This is a genomic window from Paracoccus sp. SY (genome assembly GCF_002901215.1).
Taxonomy (GTDB): domain Bacteria; phylum Pseudomonadota; class Alphaproteobacteria; order Rhodobacterales; family Rhodobacteraceae; genus Paracoccus; species Paracoccus acridae.
Window position 1 is genome coordinate 28801 of record NZ_NWMQ01000017.1, and the last position, 21511, is coordinate 50311.

General features: G+C 67.2%; 20 protein-coding genes. 13 read left to right on the forward strand and 7 right to left on the reverse strand.

Annotated elements, in window-relative coordinates:
* Window positions 1-99 precede the first annotated feature (99 nt).
* Both CK944_RS13435 and CK944_RS13440 read right to left on the reverse strand, forming a co-directional pair.
* Window positions 100-1212 carry a ParB N-terminal domain-containing protein gene (locus CK944_RS13435; protein ID WP_103173576.1) on the reverse strand — a complete coding sequence of 371 codons (1113 nt, stop codon included), beginning with the start codon at window positions 1210-1212 and terminating at the stop codon, window positions 100-102.
* A complete protein-coding gene (locus CK944_RS13440) occupies window positions 1205-2599 on the reverse strand; it encodes an AAA family ATPase (protein WP_103173577.1) in 1395 nt (464 codons plus the stop codon). Before CK944_RS13440 ends, CK944_RS13435 begins: the two co-directional genes overlap by 8 nt.
* Before the next feature lie 520 nt (window positions 2600-3119).
* Between CK944_RS13440 and CK944_RS13445 the strand changes: the two genes are divergently transcribed.
* From CK944_RS13445 to CK944_RS13455, 3 genes are all read left to right on the forward strand, one after another.
* On the forward strand, window positions 3120-4307 hold the full coding sequence (locus CK944_RS13445; RefSeq protein ID WP_103173578.1) for a replication initiation protein: 1188 nt from the start codon (window positions 3120-3122) through the stop codon (window positions 4305-4307).
* A 64-nt stretch (window positions 4308-4371) separates the two neighbouring features.
* Window positions 4372-4806: a DUF2231 domain-containing protein gene (locus CK944_RS13450; RefSeq protein WP_103173579.1), complete on the forward strand. Its 435-nt coding sequence runs from the start codon at window positions 4372-4374 to the stop codon at window positions 4804-4806.
* Window positions 4806-6083, forward strand: a complete 1278-nt coding sequence (locus CK944_RS13455; protein WP_103173580.1) for a sorbosone dehydrogenase family protein — start codon at window positions 4806-4808, stop codon at window positions 6081-6083. Before CK944_RS13450 ends, CK944_RS13455 begins: the two co-directional genes overlap by 1 nt.
* Window positions 6084-6087: 4 nt before the next feature.
* On the opposite strand, the gene CK944_RS13460 is transcribed toward CK944_RS13455, so the two are convergent.
* Complete coding sequence (locus CK944_RS13460) at window positions 6088-6948, reverse strand: hypothetical protein (RefSeq protein WP_103173581.1); 861 nt, start codon at window positions 6946-6948, stop codon at window positions 6088-6090.
* A 253-nt stretch (window positions 6949-7201) separates the two neighbouring features.
* Here CK944_RS13460 and malQ point away from each other — a divergent pair, with 253 nt between their 5' ends.
* On the forward strand, window positions 7202-9001 hold the full coding sequence (gene malQ, locus CK944_RS13465; RefSeq protein ID WP_103173582.1) for a 4-alpha-glucanotransferase: 1800 nt from the start codon (window positions 7202-7204) through the stop codon (window positions 8999-9001).
* Window positions 9002-9003: 2 nt separating this feature from the next.
* Here malQ and CK944_RS13470 read toward each other — a convergent pair whose 3' ends face one another.
* Entirely contained in the window at window positions 9004-9624 is a 621-nt protein-coding gene (locus tag CK944_RS13470) for a restriction endonuclease (RefSeq protein ID WP_103173583.1), read from the reverse strand.
* Between the two features lie 211 nt (window positions 9625-9835).
* Here CK944_RS13470 and CK944_RS22905 point away from each other — a divergent pair, with 211 nt between their 5' ends.
* Window positions 9836-10027, forward strand: a complete 192-nt coding sequence (locus CK944_RS22905) for a hypothetical protein (RefSeq protein WP_146038656.1) — start codon at window positions 9836-9838, stop codon at window positions 10025-10027.
* Between the two features lie 89 nt (window positions 10028-10116).
* Window positions 10117-11517, forward strand: coding sequence for a M20/M25/M40 family metallo-hydrolase (locus CK944_RS13480; protein ID WP_103173585.1), 1401 nt, complete (start codon window positions 10117-10119; stop codon window positions 11515-11517).
* Here the strand turns inward: CK944_RS13480 and CK944_RS13485 are convergent.
* From CK944_RS13485 to CK944_RS13495, 3 genes are all read right to left on the reverse strand, one after another.
* Window positions 11471-11845: a hypothetical protein gene (locus CK944_RS13485; RefSeq protein WP_103173586.1), complete on the reverse strand. Its 375-nt coding sequence runs from the start codon at window positions 11843-11845 to the stop codon at window positions 11471-11473. The genes CK944_RS13480 and CK944_RS13485 overlap by 47 nt on opposite strands.
* On the reverse strand, window positions 11842-12282 hold the full coding sequence (locus CK944_RS13490) for a DUF1810 domain-containing protein (RefSeq protein WP_103173587.1): 441 nt from the start codon (window positions 12280-12282) through the stop codon (window positions 11842-11844). Before CK944_RS13490 ends, CK944_RS13485 begins: the two co-directional genes overlap by 4 nt.
* 61 nt (window positions 12283-12343) lie before the next feature.
* Window positions 12344-12916 (reverse strand): cupin domain-containing protein, encoded by a 573-nt coding sequence (locus CK944_RS13495; protein ID WP_103173588.1) that lies wholly within the window; start codon window positions 12914-12916, stop codon window positions 12344-12346.
* 158 nt (window positions 12917-13074) lie between these two features.
* Here CK944_RS13495 and tpa point away from each other — a divergent pair, with 158 nt between their 5' ends.
* The 7 genes from tpa (at window position 13075) to CK944_RS13530 (ending at window position 21496) form a co-directional block, all read left to right on the forward strand.
* Entirely contained in the window at window positions 13075-14454 is a 1380-nt protein-coding gene (tpa, locus tag CK944_RS13500) for a hypotaurine--pyruvate aminotransferase Tpa (RefSeq protein WP_103173589.1), read from the forward strand.
* An 89-nt stretch (window positions 14455-14543) separates the two neighbouring features.
* Window positions 14544-15509, forward strand: a complete 966-nt coding sequence (locus tag CK944_RS13505; RefSeq protein WP_103173590.1) for a LacI family DNA-binding transcriptional regulator — start codon at window positions 14544-14546, stop codon at window positions 15507-15509.
* Window positions 15506-16810, forward strand: a complete 1305-nt coding sequence (gene xylA, locus CK944_RS13510) for a xylose isomerase (RefSeq protein WP_103173591.1) — start codon at window positions 15506-15508, stop codon at window positions 16808-16810. The genes CK944_RS13505 and xylA overlap by 4 nt, the downstream gene beginning before the upstream one ends.
* Window positions 16811-16822: 12 nt before the next feature.
* Complete coding sequence (locus CK944_RS13515) at window positions 16823-17881, forward strand: sugar phosphate isomerase/epimerase (protein ID WP_103173592.1); 1059 nt, start codon at window positions 16823-16825, stop codon at window positions 17879-17881.
* Complete coding sequence (locus tag CK944_RS13520) at window positions 17878-19020, forward strand: Gfo/Idh/MocA family protein (RefSeq protein WP_205049032.1); 1143 nt, start codon at window positions 17878-17880, stop codon at window positions 19018-19020. Before CK944_RS13515 ends, CK944_RS13520 begins: the two co-directional genes overlap by 4 nt.
* A complete protein-coding gene (locus tag CK944_RS13525; protein WP_103173593.1) occupies window positions 19017-20510 on the forward strand; it encodes a sugar ABC transporter ATP-binding protein in 1494 nt (497 codons plus the stop codon). The genes CK944_RS13520 and CK944_RS13525 overlap by 4 nt, the downstream gene beginning before the upstream one ends.
* A complete protein-coding gene (locus CK944_RS13530) occupies window positions 20507-21496 on the forward strand; it encodes an ABC transporter permease (protein WP_103173594.1) in 990 nt (329 codons plus the stop codon). The genes CK944_RS13525 and CK944_RS13530 overlap by 4 nt, the downstream gene beginning before the upstream one ends.
* Window positions 21497-21511 lie beyond the last annotated feature (15 nt).

The window sequence follows — 21511 nt, forward strand, 5'->3', positions numbered from 1 at the left end:
GCCGGGCGGCTCCAGATTCTTTTCGGCAGGCAACATGGACATTGGCTGCCTGCCGGTAAAGATTGACCTTACGTCAACATGAGGGTTTCGCTGCGAAACCTATCGTTCGAGAAGGGCCCGGATCTCCAACATCAGGCTTTCCATCAGGTCGTTGTCGATCATGCTGCCTTCGATGCGCAGGACATGGGCCTTGCCGTCGCGGGCGTGCCTGATGGTGACGCCGCTGCTGGTGCGGATGGTCTGGTCGTCGATCCAACCGTATTGCGCGGTCTGGCGCGCGCGTGGGCGTCCGCCGCGCGACGGGCTGCGCGGGGCCGTTTCCGCCTGGACGATGACGGGTTCCAGCAACTGCCATTCCCCTTCGGCATCCTCGGCCGCGCCGGACGACAGGGCTTGGCGCAGCTTACCTTCGGACCCGTTGCGCAGGGCCGCCGACAATCGCAAGCCGCGTTTTTCGGTCAGCGCTTCCGGGAAGCGCAGCATGTCGCCCAGTTCCTCGAAGATCAGCGCGAATGACCGGACCTTCGACCGCTTGGCCTTGGACCCGGTCGCGTAGAGGCGGTTCACCGCGTCCTCGACATTGGCAAAGGCGCCCTGGTTGGCGGCGATCACGGCGATGCGGCCGCGTTCGAAATGGCTCAGCTCCTCGCGGACCTCGTTTTCCTCGACCATGGCGACGAAGGCGGCGTCGGCCTCGGCCCGGGGGCGGATCAGGGCGCGGATGCAGGCGTATTTCTCGGGGCCGGCAAGGTCGCGCAGGGCGCGGAAGGCCTGCAGGCGGCGATAGCCCGAAAGAAGACCAAAGCGCCCGCCCTGCCCTTCCTGGTCGTCAAGGCGGAACACCTCGATCGGCAGCCGCAGCCCGTTGGCGGCGATGGACAGGCGCAGTTCCGTCATCTCGTCCTCGCCCATGACCATGCGGTCGCGGATCATCGCGCCTTCGTCGATCTGGTCCAGCGGGATCTCGGTGATCAGCAGCCCCTGCCCTTCGGCCTGACGCAGCCGCTGGGCATCGGCCTGGTCCCGCGCCCGCGCAGCCCGCGCATCGGCCCCTTCGGCAGGCGCCACCGCGGCGCTGTCGGCGGCCACCTGGGCGATCGGCGCGATGCCCGGCCCGATCGACGGGCGGCCATGGGTTTCGCGGCGAAACTCCTCCTCAATCCGGGTAAGATCGTCGCTGCTGGGGGTTTCCAGACGCCTGCGCTTAACCATCCGCCTTCTCCTGTTCGGCCTGTTCCATCTGAAGATCGCGCCACCAGGCCCCCAGGATCAGCTCCTTGACCTCGGCCCAGGTGCGGTCGAAGGTTTCCCGGCCCCTCACATATGTGTCGCGGTTGAATTCGCGGTAGTCGGCCTCGTAGATGCCGTTCACCTGTTCGCCGGCCTGGCCGATCATGGCGGTGACCTCCTGGCGGAAGGTGGTCATGAAATCGCCGAAATAGGCCTGGATCACATTGGCAAGATCGGTCTGCTGGGCTGCATCGAAGCGGGTGATGATGGCGCGGACGGCGTCCCATTCGAAGCGGATTTCCGGCAGGCCTTCGCGGCGGCGGGCGGCATTCTCTCCGTCCTCGACGCTGGCAAAGGTGGAATAAAGCATGTCGAAGAAGCGGCCGGTCGAGTCGAATTCCAAGAAGGACGCGCCCAGCGGCACCAGAAGGATGTCGGCGGCGGCCAGGGCGTTGATGGTCAGATAGCCCAGGGCAGGGGGCGTATCCAGGATGATGATGTCATAGTCATCGACGATCCGGTCCTTGGTCAGCGCATTGCCAAGCGCGTCCCACAACGGCCAGCCGCGCAGGCCCATGCGCCAGACCGGCACCTGGAATTCCGCCCAATAAAGGTTCAGCTGCGCACCGACCAGGTCAATGTTGGGCCAATGGGTCGGCTGGATCAGGTCGCGCGCCGTGATGGTCAGCGCTTCGGTCAGGGTCTCGTCGAACGGCAGGGGGGGCTGGCCTGCGGCCTCGCGGACGCGGTTCTCGTCCTGAAGGGCAAGGGCATAGTCACGGGCAAGCAGCGGAAAGGCCGTGGACCATTCGTCGGCCACCTTGCCCCCCATGATCGAGGTCATGCTGCCCTGGCTGTCGAGGTCGATCACCAGCACCTTGTAGCCGTCGAGCGCCGCCGACATGGCCAGATGGGCGGCGGTCGAGGTCTTGCCGACGCCGCCCTTGAAATTGGCGACAGCGATCGTCTTGGCGGGCAGCCCTTCGGGGCGCCAGGGGCGGTATTCGCGGCCCGCCGCGCCCTCGGCGGCGAAGTGATCGCGCAGGCGCAGCACGTCCTCCAGGCTGAACCATTTCGAATTGCCCTCGCCGGTGCCCTGGGGCAGGTCGGGGAACTTGCGCAGCACGCGGCGGAAATGGGCCGGGGCCACCGGGATCAGGTAGCGGCAGACCTCCCATGTCGAAAAGCGCCGCAGCCGTTTCCGGCCGTCGGGGGCATAGCCGCGTTCGGCCAGGTCCTGGCGGCCACGGGTCGCGAAGGCGGCGGCCTTGGCGAATCGGGCGGTGTCGATGGGATCGGACAGGCGCCGTGCTGCCTTGGCCGGGTCTATGTTGAAATAAGGGGGCAAGGGATCTTTGCCAGATGACATGTCACGTTTCCCACGATGTGCTGCAGTTGAAGGTATTCCTGCAAAGTTCGTGACATGGAAGGGGAAAAGTTCGTGCAGCGTCCCACGTTTCGCGGCGAAACCCCTCTTAATTCTAGGAAAATCGTCCTGTGGTTTAGAGGAGTATGAATCCTCTTTAAGATCTTTCGCATCGTCTTTATTAATATAATACAATGTCTTGAGGACCATCAGGCACCCGTCTTCGGGATGACGGGCACCCGATTCCGGGATGGAGGGTACCCGATTCCGGGATCGGGGGCACCGATTCGCAGGAACAGGGGATTTCCGCCAGCAAACCCGGCCAAACGGGCGTCCGACAGCGCAAGGCAGCGGCTATCTATCCTGTAAACGGGTTCCCTTAAGGCTGACCGGGTTGCAAAGGCACCCGTTTTCAGGATGGCCCATAACGGCACCGAACGGCATCCAAGGTGCCCGTCACGGCATTGCAGGCGGGCACCCTTGCGGGCATAATGGTTTGGGAGACCCTCAACCGGACAGGCCCATGCAGGACATTCCCCGCGATCAGTTGACGGGCGCCTTGCGCCGGGGCGCGGTCAAGAAGCATGTGGCGGCGATCCATGTGTCGGGCAAGCTGACGCTGTTGCAGCGCAAGCTGTCCAATGTTCTGCTGCTCAACGCCTATGACACGCTGATCAGCAGCCCGCGCCACCAGATCGACGCACGCACCCTGTGCCTGATGATCGGCTACAATTCCAACGACCTCGACACGCTGAAGCAGTCGCTGCGGGGCCTGGCCGAGACGGTCGCGGAATGGGACATGCTGGACGAGAAGGGCCAGCAGGAATGGGGCGTCAGCAGCCTTTTGTCCTTCGCGCGGCTGAAGGGGGGCGTCTGCGAATACGCCTATTCCCCGGCATTGGCCGAGAAGCTGCACGATCCCAAGGTCTTCGCGCTGATCAACCTCAACATCCAGCGGCGCTTCACCAGCGGCCATGCGCTTGCGCTTTATGAAAACTGCTATCGCTTCGTGAGGACCGGATCGACCGGCTGGTGGCCGATCGAGCTGTTCCGCCGCCTAATGGGCGTGGACGGATCCGCCTATTACGAGACGTTCAAGCACCTGAACGCCAAGATCATCAAGCCCGCCGTGGCCGAGGTCAGCCGCACCAGCAACATCATCCTGACGCCCGAAACCAGGAAGACCGGGCGCGCGGTTACCGACATCCGTTTCCTGATCCGGGAAAACCCACAGCTTGCGATCCTGGACATGGACGACGGGGAAGGGGCGCGGCACGGCCCGGTCTATGCCCGGCTGCGCGCCCTGGGCGTCAGCGACCGCCTGGCCCGACAATGGCTGAGCCTGCATGGCGAGGCGCAGGTGATGGCCAAGCTTGCCTATGTCGAAGGCAAGGAGGGCGTGCGCAGCAAGATCGGCTATCTGACGGCGGCGCTTGACGGCAAGGCCGCGGGCGATGCTGACACGGGCGCGCCGCCTGCGCCCACCTCACCCCGCGCGGAACGGCTGCGCCGGATCCTGGCGGCGGTGAAGGCGCGCACCCCCACGCAGCGCGACGCCGACAGGCGCCTGTTCATGAGCCAGCTTGCCGATGCCCGCCTGCGCGAGGATTTCGAGCGCCATGGCTGGATGTCGCCCCTGAACGCCGCGCGCATCGCGGGTTTCTGGCAGGACATGTCGCCCGAACTGATGGCCGAGACCGACGGGGAATAGGGCAGGGGAAACCATCGTCGCCCGGGGGCGTTGAGTCCCTGACGCCGACAGGAAGGAAAACCCCGTGGCCAGTCTCTCATCCCCCCGATCAAGCCTTGCGCCGGCCCGGCCGCTGCATCCGCTTCATGCCATTCTTCTGGCCTTCCTGTTCCCGCTGTTCCTGGGCACGCTGGCCAGCGACCTGGCCTATGCCCGGACCTTCCAGATCCAGTGGGCGAATTTCGCGCAATGGCTGAATGCCGGCGGGCTGCTGCTGGGGGGCTTTGCGCTGTTGTGGTCGCTGGTGGGGGTGATCCGCCACCGAGGCGGCGACCGGCGGCGGCTGGTCCATGCCCTGCTTCTGCTGGCGGCCTGGGTGCTGGGGCTGGTCAATGCCCTGGTCCACGCCAAGGACGCCTGGGCCATGATGCCCGAGGGCTTGTGGCTGTCGGCGATTGCTGCGGTTCTGGCGCTGCTGGCGTCCTGGACCGGCTATCTTGGATTTCGGGAGTGGGCGTGATGCGCGGATTGCTGATGATGACGGCCCTTGCGGTCCTGCCGCTTGGCGTTGCCGCCCAGACCCCGGCGACCGGGGCCACCCCGGAACTGCCCGACCCGCAACGCGGGCTTCTGCCCCAGATGGTCATTCCCCGCCCGGCCGAATGGGGCGACGCCCTTCCCACGGTCCCAGAAGGCTTCACCGTCACCGCCATCGCGACCGGGCTGAAGATCCCGCGCCAGACGCTGGTGCTGCCCAATGGCGACATCCTGGTGGCCGAGGGCAAGGGGCAGGGCGCCCCGGCCCTGCGGCCCAAGGACGTGATCGCGGGCTTCATCAAGGCCCTGGGCAAAAGCCCCGAGCCCGGAGGCAACCGGCTGACATTGCTGCGCGACGCCGATGGCGACGGCACCTATGAGATGCAAGGGGTCTTTGCCGAGGGGCTGAATTCGCCCTATGGCCTGGCGCTGATCGACGGGGGGCTGTTCGTGGCCAACCAGGATGCCGTGGTCCGCTTCGATTACGCCGACGGCCAGACCCAGGCCAGCGGCCCGCCCGTCACGCTGACCGACCTGCCCAAGGCGATCAACCACCACTGGACCAAGGCCATGACCGCAAGCGCGGACGGGCGGTTCCTGTATGTGGGGATCGGGTCGAACAGCAACATCACCGAACGCGGCATGGAGGCCGAGGAGGACCGCGCGATGGTCTGGCAGATCGACGCCCGGACCGGGATGCACCGTCCCTATGCCACGGGCCTGCGCAATCCGACCGCGTTGACCATCCAGCCTGACACCGGGCAATTGTGGGCCGTGGTCAACGAACGCGACGAGATCGGGCCGGATCTGGTGCCCGATTACCTGACCGCCGTGCAAGAGGGGGGCTTTTACGGATGGCCCTACAGCTATTGGGGCCAGACGGTCGATCCGCGCGCGCAGCCCCAGGACCCGGACAAGGTCGCGGCCGCCATCGTGCCGGACTATGCCCTGGGGGCGCATGTGGCGGCGCTTGGGGTGACATTCTCGGACCCGGTGATGGGCGGGGATTTCGCGGAAGGGGTCTTCGTGGGGATGCACGGAAGCTGGAACCGCAATCCGCCGGTCGGCTACAAGGTGGTGTTCGTGCCGTTCCGCGACGGCCGCCCGGCGGGCGAGGCGGTGGATTTCATGACCGGCTTCCTGGTGGACGAGGACAACACCCGCGGCCGTCCGGTGGGCGTCACGCTGGATCCGCGCGGGGCGCTGATCGTGGCGGACGACCTGTCGAACACCATCTGGCGGGCCGCGCCCGCCCGTTGACGCGTCAGGCCTGGCGCCCCGGCCAGCCGCAAGGCCAGCGGCCATGGGCGGGGTCGTCCCAGGCGGGCATGTCCAGCCAGGGATACCAGCACAGCCCGGCGACGGGCACGCCCGACAGCGCGATCTCCGCCCGGACATGGGCCAGCCAGTCCCAGCGGTCGCGGATATGGGGAAAGCGGCGGTGCACCGCGCGCAGCCCCTGGTGCCAGCCGGTCTCGGTGATCATCACCGGCAGGCGGTAGCGGTCCGCGACGGCGCGCAGCACCCGGTGCAGCGGCTCGACCGCGTGGTGGGGGTAATAGTTCACGCCGACCATCCGCACATGGCCGCTGGCGACCAGCCGGTCGGTGGCCCGGAAGACCTTCGGATGCAGGTGATGGAAGGGATCGCAGGTCGCAAAACGCGGCGGGTCGGGAAGACAGGCCGCCGCCGCCATGATCCGCAGCGCCATGTCAGTGGCCCGGCCGGGCGTCATGCCCGACACCCGCCGCCCGACCGAGGGTTCGTTGACCGCGATCGCCCAGGATCCGGGCGGCAGCGCATCGCAGCAGGCCAGGGCGTGCTGCACGGGCCGGGGCGGGGCGTCGAAATGGACGAAATCCCAGATCACCGGAAAGCCGGGCGGCGCGGCGCCCACCCGCGCGGCGATGTCGTGGCGCCAGGACAACCCGTCCCGCGCGCCCGCCACCCCCTGTTCGCGGGCCACCGCATAGTGATGGGCCATGGCCGCATCGGGCAGGTGGCCTGTCGAATGCAGCAGGTCGTGCCCGTTCCAGTGCAGCCTGCCGCATTCGAAGCCCGCAAGGATCGGCGTGGTCTCGGCCGCCCAGGGCAGGGCCGGGGCATGGGTCAGGGGGATGTTCATGGCGGGGTCCGAACGGCACCGGTCCCAAGCGAAGGCCCGGCCGGCAGGATGGAATGGGGGGAAATGTCAGCCAGGCGGCGATACCGGAAAAACGGGAACAGAACAACAGGCGCCGCCAGGCTGATAAGGCGTATATGTCTGGTTCTTTCGTTGTAGGGAAGCTGTCCTTTCGGTCAGGGGGGCTGCGTTTCCTGCGGAACAATCACCCCCTCGGCCCCGTTTTTCCGCAAGGACGGGACAGGGGGAAAACGGCATGGCTGATATCGCGGCGCGCGCGCGCGAACTGGGCATCCAGCCCGAATATGACGGGATGGACGGCACCCGCCACCAGGTTCCCGACAGCACCCTGGAAAGCCTGGTGGAGGCCTTCGGGCGGGATGCGGCGGCGATGCGCCCCCAGGCGCTGCAGGCCCCGGCGGGCCTGCGCTGTTATCTGCCCGACGGGAGACGATTCTGGGGCGTGGCCGTGCAGCTTTACCAACTGCGATCCGCGCGCAACTGGGGCATCGGCGATTTCGCCGATCTTGAGGATCTGATCCCCGTTCTGGCGGAGCGGGGCGCGGATTTCATCGGCCTCAACCCCTTGCATGCGCTGTTTCTGGCCGATCCCGAACGATGCAGCCCGTTTTCGCCGTCGAACCGGCGGTTTCTCAATCCGCTTTACCTGGCCGTGGACCGGATCCCCGCCTTTGATCCCCGCATGGTCGAGGCCCCGGATCTCGACCGGCTGCGGGCGACCGAACTGGTCGATTATCCCGGCGTCGCCCGCGCCAAGATGGCGGCGTTGCAGGCGGTCTGGGGGGCCCTGGACATGCCGGACGCGACCGATGAATTCCGCCGCAAGGGCGGGGCCGACCTGGACCGGCACGCGCTGTTCGACGCGATCTCGGCCGATATGGCCGCGAAGGGGCAGGGCGCGGGATGGAGGGCCTGGCCCGACGACTGGCACGATCCCGAGGGGCAGGCGGTCGCGGATTTCGCGGCGGCCCATGCGGGCGACATCGCCTTCTATCGCTGGCTTCAGGAACAGGCCGACAGCCAGCTTGCCCGCGCCCAGGAGGCCTGCAAGACGGCGGGCATGGCGATCGGGCTTTACCTCGACGTTGCCGTGGGCGAGGCCGGGGACGGGTCGGGAAGCTGGGGCCATCCCGACGTGCTGTCCAGCGTGCGCATCGGCGCGCCGCCCGATTACTTCAACGAACAGGGCCAGGACTGGGGTCTGGCACCCTTGTCGCCCGCCGCCATGGCCGCCAGCCGCGCCGCGCCGCTGGGCACGCTGATGGGCCGCGTGATGCGCCGGGCGGGCGCGGTCAGGATCGACCACGCCCTGGGACTGTGGCAGCTTTTCCTGATCCCCGAGGGCGCGGGGGCGGATGCGGGCGCCTATGCCCGCTATCCGCTGGACGACATGCTGCGGGCGCTTGCAAAGGCCTCGAACGACAGCCGGACCATCGTCATCGGCGAGGATCTGGGCAACGTCCCACCCGGTTTTCGCGAGATGATGGAGCAGGCGGGCATCCTGTCATACCGCATCCTGTTCTTCGAACGGGAGGGCACGGCCTTTCTTGCCCCCGAGGATTATCCCGAAGGCGCCCTGGCCTGCCTGTCCACCCATGACCTGCCCACCTTCAAGGGATGGTGGACCGGGAAGGACATCGCCCTGCGCGTGGAATTCGACCTGATCGGCGCCGAAACCGGCCGCGAACAGGCGGACGCCCGCCCGGCCGAGAGGCGGGATCTGGTCCGCGCGCTATGCGATGCGGGGCTGCTTGACCAGGCCGGGGACATGGCGGAGAACGACGCCGTGCCGCTGGATTTGATGGTGGCGGTCCACCGCTATGTCGCGCGCACGCCGTCGCGCCTGATGGCCGCCCGGCTGGAGGATCTGGCCCAGGACATCCGGCCCGTGAACCTGCCCAGCACCGCCGGGGAATATCCCAACTGGCGGCCCCGGCTGGCGGCCACCATCGACGAGATCGCGGCCAGTCCCGCCTTCGACGCGATCGTGGCGGGGATCGCGGCCGAACGGCCCCGGTCCGGCGGCGCGCGGTAAGGTCAGACCAGCCTGCGCATCCGGGGGATGTCCTTGACATGCAGCAGATGCACCCTGGTCTTGCGCGACAGGGCCTTGGCGCTTGGGGTGTAATGGCCGGTGGTGATCACCACGGCCGCATCCACGCGGTGAAAGGCGCGGCCCGAAAAGGCCTCCTGCACCGCCTTGTTGCCGACCGCGCCGTCATAACGCTTGCATTGCACGCCAATCTTGCGGCCGTCGCGCCGGGCGATGATGTCCAGCCCCTGGTCGCCCGACCCGGCGGTCACATCGACCCGCCAGCCATGCGTTTCCATCTTGTCGGCGACCCATTGTTCAAAGGCATGGCCGTCGCGGGGACACGAGACGGGGCTTGGCTTGGACCGCGCGCGGGGCCGGGGTGCGGGCTTCTTGCGTCTTCGGCTGGCGGTCCGCCGCCGGGCCTTGGCCGTCCGGGGCATCAACAGCGCGGGCAGCAGCAGCGCCGCCAGAACCATCCCCGCCGCCATCGATTGCCGGATCGGTTCCCCAGCCCCCCCACCCGCCGCGAAGGTCGCCATCAGGAAGCCGCCGATCACGATCAGCGTGGCCGACAGGATGCCGTACCGGAACAGATAGAAGGCGGTCGAGATCAGCCGGCGCATGGTCGTTCGGGGAAAGGGACGGGACGGGCCTGCATGCCGCCCGGACCACGCAGCCTAGAACAAAAGCAGGACATGGGCAATCACGGGTTGCGGTATGAATCTGAACAACCGCAACTTCTTGTGGCAAGCCACAGTGTTGGGGCAGAGCGAAGGGAACCATCGGCGGGTCAGGCGGGTAGGGTGGCTGAAGAAGCCGCCGGGAAGCCTTGCCATGGACGAATACTGGATCTGCCGCCGCGACAATCCGCATTTCCGCCTGACCGAAGACGGTCGCGATTTTTCCACCAGCGTCGCGCCGATGGTCTTTGCCAGCCACGACGAGGCCTTCGACTACATGACGCGGGAAAACACCAACCCGCCGCTGGAAGGGCTGTCGCTGGAAATCGTCAAGGCCGAGGCCTGATCCGCAGCGTCGCCCCTTTCCGCCCCGCAGCCGGGGTGGCTATGATCGGGCGCTACCGCCATTCGTCCAGAACCGTCTGAAGGTGCCGCATGAGCCTTGATCCCGCCCCGACCCGAGAGGGCGCCATCGCCGCCGCGCTTGAGGTTCTGGATTCGGGCCGCTTCAAGGCCGATCTGGCGCGCCGCGTGGCGATGCCCACCGTCTCGCGCGAGGGGGCGCATGGGGCCGACCTGCAAGCCTATCTCGACCGGGAACTGGTTCCGGTCTTCGACTGCCTGGGCTTCGGGGTTCGGGTGTTTCGCCGCGACGATGCCCCCGGCGCCTTCCTGCTGGCCAGCCGGATCGAGGATCCGGCCCTGCCCACTGTGCTGATGTACGGCCATGGCGACGTGGTGACGGGCCTGGCCGAGGCGTGGTCGCCCGGCCTGTCCCCCTTCCAGATGACGGAACGGGACGGCTGCTGGTATGGCCGCGGTACCGCCGACAACAAGGGCCAGCATTCGGTGAACCTGGCCGCGATCGAGGCGGTCCTGGCCGTCAGCGGCGCGCTTGGCTTCAACCTGAAGATGCTGATCGAGATGGGCGAGGAATGCGGATCGCCCGGCCTTGCCGCCCTGGTCGCCGAGGAGGCGGGGGCATTCGCCGCCGACATGCTGATCGCGTCCGACGGCCCGCGCATCGGGCTGGACCAGCCGACGATCTTCCTGGGCGCGCGCGGCTGCATGGACATCCACCTGGAGGTGGCGGCCCGCGAGGGCTTTCACCATTCGGGGAACTGGGGCGGCTTGCTGGCCAATCCCGCCGTGGAACTGGCCCATGCCATCGCCGCTTTGATCGGTCCGACCGGCGAATGCCTGGTCCCGGAACTGACCCCCGGCGCCATTCCCGACGACGTGCGCCAGGCGCTGTCGCGCTGCACCATCCAGACCGCGCCGGGCGACCCCGACCTTGACCCCTGGTGGGGAGCCCCCGGCCTGAGCCAGGCCGAGCGCGTCTATGGCTGGTCCACGCTGGAGGTGCTGGAGATCGAGGGGGGCAGCATCGCCGAGCCCCTGAATGCCATTCCGCCCCGGGCGCGGGCGCGGCTGCAACTGCGCCACCCGGTCGGGGTCGATACCGATGCGGTGCTGCCCGCCATCCGGCGGAGGCTGGACGATGCGGGCCTGCATCGGGTCGGGATCCTGCCCGCCGACGGTGCCGCCTTTCCCGCCAGCCGGTCGGATCTGGACAACGAATGGGTCCGCTTCGTGGCGGCGTCGATGCAGCGCACCTTGGGCAAGCCGCCGGTGATCCTGCCAAACCTGGGCGGATCGCTGCCCAACGCGATCTTCGCCGATACGCTGGGCCTGCCGACGATCTGGGTGCCCCATTCCTATCCCGGCTGCGGCCAGCATGGCGCCGACGAGCACCTGCCCATCGGCATCGCGCGCGAGGGGCTGGCGATCATGGCGGGCATCTTCTGGGACCTGGGGCATCCGCCGCCCGCCTGACGGAATCGGAGTTCGGCTGTGTCAGCCCCCCGAACCATTCCGCATAGACGGTGTTCTTCGCCATCCTGCGGTTCAGATCCGGCGCGCCATCGTCCCACCAGACCGGACCGCGTTCGCCCAAGCCGATCTTGGCCTGGTTGACCTGATCGCGGGCCGCCCTTTCGGCCCCGGCATCGCCTGACGCCAGGGCGGCCCCGACCGCGCGGCGGGCCGCCATCAACTGCCGGACCAGCCGCGCGCGGTCGGCATCGTCCAGATGGGGATTGGCCGCGCGCCACAGCCTGCCCCGCACGACGATATAGCGCCCGTCAGGGGTGCGAAGGGTCATCCGATGCGGTCCAGGGTCCGGCGGCAGGGCTGCCCGCCGAAGAAGGTCCGCAGGATCCGGTCGAACACATCGGGCGCATCCGGCACCGCCGCGAACAGCGTGGCCGAGGACCGCAGCTTGGCGGCATCGACCGACCCGAAGATCGCCTCGGCCGAAAGGGCGTCATGCGCAAGGACCGCCCTGGCGGATTCCACCAGCCTTGGGACAAGCACGGGATGGGCCAGGTATCGGCGCGCCTCGTCCAGGTCGGCGATGCCGTAATGGTGCGACATGGGCGAATGTCCAAGCCCGCGCAACTGGGGAAAGATGAACCACATCCAGTGGCTTTCCTTGCGCCCGCGTTTCAGTTCGGACAGAGCGACATCGTGGAGGCCGTCCTGCGCATCGACAAAGCGTTCCAGCGTATCGGCGTCGTCTTGCGGCGTGTGGCGGGGCATGGCGGTCTCCGGTGCTGTCGGGGATAACGCCCCCGGCGGAATCGGGTTCGGGAAGCCCGCGCTAGAAGCTGGGGGGCGTGCAGGCGCTGACGACCTCGCAGACGGATGTTCCGGTGTTGCGGAACCGATGGGGCAGGGCGCTGCTGAAGTAATAGCCGTCCCCGGCATTCAGGACATGCACCTCGTCGCCGATGGTCACCTCAAGGGTGCCGCTGATGACCAGGCCGCATTCCTCGCCGGCATGGGACAGGGCGTGGCGCCCGGAACTGGCGCCGGGTTCGTAATATTCGTGCAGCATCTGGATGTTGCGTCCGGACCGCTGCGCCCCCAGCAGCAGGTATTTGATGCCGGGCGCGCCGATGTCCACATGCTCGCTCCGCCGGAACACGCGGGCCTGGTCCTGCGACAGCTCGAAGCTGAAGAAGGTCGCCAGATCCATGGGCACGCCGTCCAGGATCCGCTTGAGGACCGAGACCGAGGGTTTCAGCGCCATGGATTCGATCTGCGATATGGTGCCGCTGCCCACGCCCGCGCGCCGCGCCAGTTCGCGTTGGGAAAGCCCCTTGGACCGCCGCACGATGCGCAGCCGCATCGCGACCAGCCGGTCTTCCTTGTCGTCGCAGCTTCTGGCCATTGCTTTCGTGCTTCGGATTCGAAGCGGATCGTGACAGAGCTTCGCAAAATCAACAAGCTGGCCTGTTCCGAAAAATCGCCGTTGCCCAAATGCCGTTATCCCGCGACAGTCGGATGATCCACAGTCGCCGCACGCGACCCTTTAAACCGGAGTCTGCCATGTCCCTCGATCATCCCGTCAACGACCTGTCCCATGTCGTCGCCGCTGACAAGGCGCATGTCTGGCACCACCTGTCGCAGCACAAGCAATATGAATCCGCCGACCCCCGCGTCTTCGTCGAGGGCAAGGGGATGCGCCTGTGGGACACCAACGGGCGCGAATACCTGGACGGGCTGTCGGGCGGGGTCTGGACGGTCAACGTGGGTTACGGCCGGGAAAGCATCGCCAATGCCGTGCGCGACCAGTTGGTCAAGCTGAACTATTATGCGGGGGCGGCGGGGACCGTGCCGGCGGCGCTGTTCGCCGAACGCCTGATCGCCAAGATGCCGGGGATGAGCCGGGTCTATTATTCGAATTCGGGGTCCGAGGCCAACGAGAAGGCCTACAAGATGGTCCGCCAGATCGCCGCGCGCCAGCATGGCGGCAAGAAGTGGAAGATCCTGTATCGCGACCGCGATTACCACGGCACCACCATCGGCACGCTGGCGACCTCGGGCCAGGACCAGCGGGCGGCGCAATACGGACCCTATCCCGACGGCTTCGTCCGCGTGCCCCATTGCCTGGAATACCGGGCCCAGTGGGACGTGGAGAACTACGGCGAACGCGCCGCTGACGCCATTGAGGAGGTGATCCTGCGCGAAGGCCCCGACACGGTGGGCGCCATTGTCCTGGAGCCGATCACCGCCGGCGGCGGCGTGATCGTGCCGCCCGAGGGATACTGGCAGCGCGTGCAGGAGATCTGCCGCAAGTACAACGTCCTTCTGCACATTGACGAGGTGGTCTGCGGGCTCGGCCGCACCGGCACCTGGTTCGGATACCAGCACTACGGCATCCAGCCCGACATCGTGACCATGGCCAAGGGCGTGGCCTCGGGCTATGCGGCGATCTCCTGCACGGTGACCACGGAAGCCGTCTTCGAGATGTTCAAGGACGATGCCAGCGACCCGATGGGCTATTTCCGCGACATCTCGACCTTCGGGGGCTGCACGGCCGGACCGGTCGCGGCGCTGGAAAACATGCGCATCATCGAGGATGAGGGCCTGCTGGACAACACGGTCGCCATGGGCCAGCGGGTGATGGCGAACCTTCATGCCTTGCAGGACAAGCATCCGGTGATCGGCCAGGTGCGCGGCAAGGGGCTGTTCTGCGGGGCGGAACTGGTGGCCGACCGCAACAGCCGCGAGCCGCTGGACGAAAAGCGCGTGCAGGCCGTGGTGGCCGAATGCCTGGCCCAGGGCGTGATCATCGGCGCCACCAACCGCAGCCTGCCGGGGCTGAACAACACCCTGTGCCTATCGCCCGCGCTGATCGCCACACCCGACGATATCGACCGCATCACGGACGCCATCGACGCCGCGCTGACACGGGTGATGGCTTGACCGGACGGCCTGCCGCGCGGCGGGCCGAAGAAAATGATTGACGTCTTTCATTTGCCGTCCGATGCTGGTTCCGGGAGGACAATCGGACAATGCGCAATCCGACGCTGCATGATGTGGCGCGGGCTGCTGGGGTCAGCTATTCGACTGCCGACCGCGTCCTGAACGGGCGCGGCGGGGTCGCGATGAAGTCGATCCAGCGGGTCCGCCAGGCCATCGATGATCTGGGCTATCGCCGCGACATCACGGCGGCCAACCTGTCGCGTCGGCGCAGCTATCGCTTTGCGGCCTATGTCCCGCCCGGCGATCACGGGTTCTTTTCCGCCATCCGCCGCGCCTTCCAGGATCAGGCCGAAGCCAGGGCCGGACAGCGGATCAGCGTCGATCTGCGCGACGGCCTGGACGGTCTCCCGGCCGATTGCGATTGCGCGGTGCTGGCGGGGGCGGGGCAGGACCGGATCGACGCGCTGATCGCGGGCGATGTGCCGGTGGTCGCGCTTGTCACCGACATGCCCGGCCTTCGCGCCTATATCGGCATCGACAACCTGGCGGCCGGGCGTACGGCGGGGCGGCTGCACCGGATCGCGCATCGCGGCAGGCAGGCGCGCGTCCTGCCGGTGATGGGCTCGGCCGGCCTGCGCGATCACCGCGACCGCCTGGCCGGCATGGCCGAGATCCTGGGCGCGGAGAGCCTGCTGCCCCCGATCGACGTCCAGGACAATCCCGACCGGATGCGCGACCTGCTGGGCCATGCGCTGCGCGCCGATCCCGGCATCACCGGCATCTATTCGATCGGCGCGGGCAATCGCGGGCTGATCCCCCTGATGCGCGACATGGGCGAAAACCGCCCCTTCGTCGTGCTGCATGAACTGACCCCCCATTCCCGCGCGGGATTGCTGGACGACCTGATCGACGTGGTGATCGACCAGAAACCCGCCGAGGAGGTCGCCTGCGCGCTTGATGTGATGAAGGCCATCGCCGACGGCGAGACGCCCGGATCGGTCACCATCACCCCCGCCATCTTCTTCAAAGAAAACCTTCCCGGAGTTTCCGCATGACCGGCTATTTCGACGCCATTTCGCCCCTGACGCTTGATCCCGATACGGATGGCCCGGCCTTCCGCCATTACGACCCCAATGAGACGGTCATGGGCAAGCGGGCCGAGGATCAGCTGCGCTTTGCCGTGGCCTATTGGCACAGCTTCGGCTGGGAGGGCGGCGATCCCTTCGGCGGGCGCACCTTCGACCGTCCCTGGTTTCCCGCCGACACGATGGAACAGGCCGAGGCCCGCGTGGACGCGGCCTTCGACTTCTTCCGCATCCTGGGCGCGCCCTTCTTCTGCTTCCACGACCATGACGTTCGGCCCGAAGGCGCCAGCCTGTCCGAAAGCCGCGACCGGCTGAACCGCATCGCGGACCTGATGGCCGCGAAGATGGAGGGGGGCGGGCCGCGCCTGCTGTGGGGCACCGCGAACCTGTTTTCCAACCGCCGCTACATGGCGGGGGCGGCCACGAACCCCGACCCCGACGTCTTCGCCTATGCCGCGGCCACCGTGCGCGACTGCATGGACGTGACGCACCGGCTTTGCGGCGAGAACTATGTGCTGTGGGGCGGGCGAGAGGGATACGAGACCCTGCTGAACACCGACCTGGGCCGCGAACTGGACCAGATGGGCCGCTTCCTGTCGATGGTCGTCGATTACAAGCACAAGATCGGCTTCGGGGGCACCATCCTGATCGAACCCAAGCCGCAGGAACCCACCAAGCACCAGTATGACTTCGACGTGGCGACGGTTTACGGCTTCCTGAAGCGGTATGGCCTGGAAAACGAGGTCAAGGTCAACATCGAGCAGGGCCATGCGATCCTGGCGGGCCACAGCTTCGAACACGAGATCGCGCTTGCCAACGCGCTTGGCATCTTCGGGTCGATCGACATGAACCGCAACGACCAGCAGTCGGGCTGGGACACGGACCAGTTCCCGAACAATGTCGCGGAGGTGACGCTGGCCTATTACGAAATCATGCGCGGCGGCGGCTTTACCACCGGCGGCACGAATTTCGACGCCAAGATCCGCCGCCAGTCGCTGGACCCGCTGGATCTGGTGATGGCCCATGCCGGCGCCATGGATGTCTGCGCGCGCGGGCTGAAAGCGGCGGCGAAGATGCTGGAGGACGACCGGCTGGAATCCGCGCGCCGCGACCGTTACGCCGGATGGCAGCGCGAGGAAGCGCAGGCCATGCTCGCGCCCGGCGCGACGCTGGACGGCATCGCCGACCGTGCGGTGGCGGCGGGGCTTGATCCGCAGCCGGTCTCGGGCCGGCAGGAAATCCTGGAAAATCTGGTCAACCGATATGTCTGAAGGGGAAAGGCGATGAAGACCATCAAGGGACCGGCGCTGTTCCTGGCGCAATTCGCGGGCGATCAGGCGCCCTTCGATACCTGGGACGGCATCACGAGATGGGCGGCCGATTGCGGCTATGCGGGCGTGCAGGTGCCAAGCTGGGACGGGCGACTGTTCGATCTTGCCCGCGCCGCCGAAAGCCGCGACTATTGCGACGAGATCGCGGGCATTGCCGCCGAAAACGGTGTCCGGATCACCGAGCTGTCCACCCATCTGCAGGGCCAGCTTGTCGCCGTCCACCCCGCCTATGACGAGGCTTTCGACGGCTTCACCGTGCCCGCCATGCGCGGCAACCCCAAGGCGCGGCAGGAATGGGCGGTCGATCAGGTCAGGATGGCGCTGACCGCCAGCCGCAACCTGGGCCTGAGTGCCATGGCCAGCTTTTCCGGGGCGCTTGCCTGGCCCTTCGTCTATCCCTGGCCGCAGCGCCCGGCGGGCCTGGTGGAAGCGGCCTTCGACGAACTGGCCCGCCGCTGGCGCCCGATCCTGGATCATGCCGAGGATTGCGGCGTGGACATCTGCTATGAGATCCATCCGGGCGAGGATCTGCACGACGGCGACAGCTTCGAGATGTTCCTGAACCGCGTCAACGGCCATGCGCGGGCCAACATGTTGTACGACCCGTCGCATTATGTCCTGCAATGCCTGGACTACCTGGACAATATCGACATCTACAAGGACCGGATCCGCATGTTCCACGTCAAGGATGCCGAGTTCAACCCGACCGGGCGCAAGGGGGTCTATGGCGGCTTCCAGCCCTGGGTGAACCGCGCCGGGCGCTTCCGCAGCCTGGGCGACGGGCAGGTCGATTTCGGCGCGGTCTTTTCCAAGATGACGGCCAATGACTTCGACGGCTGGGCGGTGGTGGAATGGGAATGCTGCCTCAAGCACCCCGAGGACGGGGCGCGGGAAGGGGCCGAGTTCGTGCGCCACCACATCATCCGCGTGACGGAAAAGGCCTTTGACGATTTCGCGGATGGCGGCACGGACGATGCCGCGAACCGCCGCATGCTGGGGATTTCGGAATGACGCGCATCAGGCTTGGGATGGTCGGCGGCGGCAAGGATGCCTTCATCGGCGCGGTCCACCGCATCGCCTCCCGCATCGACGGGGAATTCGACCTTGTGGCGGGGGCCTTGTCCTCGACGCCGGAAAAGTCGCGCGACAGCGGCGCGGCCCTGGGGCTGGACCCGGACCGCTGCTATGGCAGCTTCGAGGAGATGGCCGAGGCCGAGGCCAACCGGGAAGGCGGGATCGAGGCCGTGGCCATCGTCACCCCGAACCATGTCCACGGGCCTGCCGCCGCGGCCTTCCTGCGGCGCGGCATCCATGTGATCTGCGACAAGCCCCTGACCGCCACGATGGCGCAGGCGCAGGAACTGGAAGCCGCGATCCGGCAGTCGGAGGCGCTGTTCATCCTGACCCACAACTATACCGGCTATCCGATGATCCGGCAGGCCCGCGCGATGATCGAGGCGGGCGACCTGGGCGCGATCCGCGTGGTTCAGGTCGAATACGCGCAGGACTGGCTGACCGAGGCGTCGGAAACGACCGGCACCAACAAGCAGGCCGAATGGCGCACCGATCCCGAACGCAGCGGCGGGGGCGGGGCCATCGGCGATATCGGCACGCACGCCTATAACCTTGCCTGCTTCGTGACCGGCCTTTCGGTCGAACGCCTGTCGGCCGACCTGCAAAGCTTCGTGCCGGGCCGCAGGCTGGACGACAACGCCCATGTCATGTTGCGTTTCGGCGGCGGCGCGCGGGGGATGCTGTGGTGTTCGCAGGTCGCGCCGGGCAATGAAAACGCCCTGCGCCTGCGCGTCTATGGCGAAAAGGGCGGGCTGGAATGGGCGCAGGAGGATCCGAACTATCTGTGGTTCACCCCATTCGGCGAGGCCAAGCGCCTGCTGACCCGGCGCGGCGCCGGGGCGTCGGATGTGGCCAATGCCGTCAGCCGCACGCCGGGCGGTCACCCCGAGGGCTATCTTGAAGGCTTCGCCAACATCTACACCGGCGCCGCGCAGGCGATCCGGGCGGCCCAACGGGGCGAACGCGACGCGATGCTGGATATCCTGCCGGGACTGGAGGAGGGACTGGCCGGGATGCGCTTCATCGACGCCTGCATCCGGTCCGCCCGCGACGACGCGGCCTGGGTGACGCCATGACCGTGCTTGCCCTGCGCGATGTTTCCCGCAGCTTCGGCCCGATCGAGGTGCTGCACGGCGTCGATATCGCCCTGCGCCCTGGTCGGGTCCATGCGCTGATCGGCGAAAACGGCGCGGGCAAGTCCACGACCATGAAGATCATGACCGGCTATCAGCCGCCCTCGTCGGGTCAGGTGCTGCTGGACGGGCGGCCGGTCAGCTTCGCCAATATGGGCCAGGCCGAGGACCAAGGGATCTCGATGATCCACCAGGAATTCAACCTGGCCGAACAGTTGACGGTGGAACAGAACATCTTCCTGGGCCGGGAACTGAAGCGCGGTCCCTTCCTCGACAAGCCCGCGATGCGGGCGCGGACGCGGGAATTGCTGGATCGGCTGGAATGCCGCGTCTCGCCCGACCGGGTGGTGTCCACGCTGTCCAACAGCGACAAGCAGATGGTGGAGATCGCCAAGGCCCTGCTGCGCGACACCCGCGTTCTGGTGATGGACGAACCGACCGCCGTGCTGACGCGGGCGGAAACCGCGATCCTGCTGCGCCAGGTCCGCGCCCTGCGCGAGGCGGGAACGGCGGTGCTGTTCACCTCGCACAAGTTGGACGAGGTCGAGGAGATCGCCGACGACCTGACCATCATGCGCGACGGCCGCGTGGTCTGGACGGGCGAGGCCGCGCAGATGGACCAGCACGCAATGGCGAACGCCATGGTCGGGCGCGAGATGTCGGATCTGTTTCCCGCCAAGACCGGCACCCCCAGCGAGGTCGCGTTGGAGGTCCAGAACCTGTCTGTACCGGGGTTTTCCCATGACGTCGGCTTCACCCTGCGCCGGGGCGAGGTTCTGGGCGTCGCGGGCCTGATCGGGTCGGGCCGGACCGAGACCTTCGAGGGGCTTTGCGGCCTGCGTCCCGCCACGGGCGAGGTGCGCGTCTTCGGGCAGCCCGTCCGCATCGACCATCCCTGGCAGGCGCAGGACCTTGGCCTGTGCTACCTGACCGAGGATCGCAAGACCCGTGGCCTGCTGCTGGGCAAGGGGCTGCGGGAAAACCTGACGCTGCAGGCGCTGTCGAAATTCGACCGGGGCCTTCTGGATACCGGGGCCGAGGACCGCGCGCTGACCCAGGCCATCGCCGATTTCGACATTCGCGGCCACCGGGATGCCCTGGTCGGCAACCTGTCGGGCGGCAACCAGCAGAAGCTGCTGTTCGCCAAGACCATGCTGGCCGATCCGCAGATCATCGTCATCGACGAGCCCACGCGCGGCATCGACATCGGCACCAAGCAGCAGATGTATGTGCTGATCCGCCGCCTTGCCGCCCAGGGCCGCGCCATCGTCGTCATTTCCTCGGAAATGCAGGAGGTGATCGGGCTTGCCGACCGCATCCTGGTCATGCGCCATGGCCGCGTCACGGGCGAGCTGGGCGCGGATGCCACAGAAGACGCCATCGTCCGCCTTGCCATGGGCGTGGCCCCGACCCCCTTGAAGGAACCCGCATGAGCGACGCCGCCGTTCCCGCCGCCCCCCGCCGCATCCGCATGACCGTGATCGGGCCGATCCTGGCCCTGGTCCTGCTGGTCATCGCCGGTGCGCTGATGAACCCCAACTTCCTGGGCTGGGACAACGTGACCAATGTGCTGGCCCGGTCCGCCTTCATCGGCATCATCGCCGTGGGCATGACCTTCGTGATCACGGCGGGCGGGCTGGACCTGTCGGTCGGGTCGATGGCGGCCTTCATCGCGGGCCTGATGATCCTGGTGATGAACAGCCTTGTGCCCAGCATGGGCGTGGGCGTCCCGGTGATCCTGGTCGGCATGGCGGTGGCCCTGCTGGCGGGGCTTGCGGCGGGGCTGCTGAACGGCATCCTGATCACCCGCCTGGGGATCGAGGCCTTCATCGTCACGCTGGGGTCCATGGGCATCTATCGCAGCCTCGTCACATGGCTGGCCGACGGTGGCACGCTGTCCTTGGATTTCAACCTGCGCAGCCTTTACCAGCCGGTCTATTACGGCGGCATCTTCGGCATTACCTGGCCGATCATCGTGTTCGCCCTGGTGGTTCTGGTCGGAGAGGTGGTGATGCGTTCGACCGCCTTTGGACGCTATTGCGCGGCCATCGGATCGAACGAGCAGGTCGCCAAGTATTCGTCCGTCCGCGTGGACCGGGTGCGGCTGATGACCTATGCCGCGCTTGGCCTGCTGGTCGGGATCGCCACCATCATGTATGTGCCGCGCCTCGGATCGGCCTCCTCCGCCACGGGGATGCTGTGGGAGCTTGAGGCGATTGCCGCCGTCATCATCGGCGGGACCGTGCTGAAGGGCGGCTTCGGGCGCGTCTGGGGCACGGTGATCGGCGTCTTGATCCTGACGCTGATCGGCAACCTGCTGAACCTGACGGATTTCGTATCGCCCTATCTGAACGGCGCCATTCAGGGGGCCATCATCGTTCTCGCTGTGGTGTTGCAGCGCGAAGGCAAGGCCCGCTGAGCCGGGCCAATATGG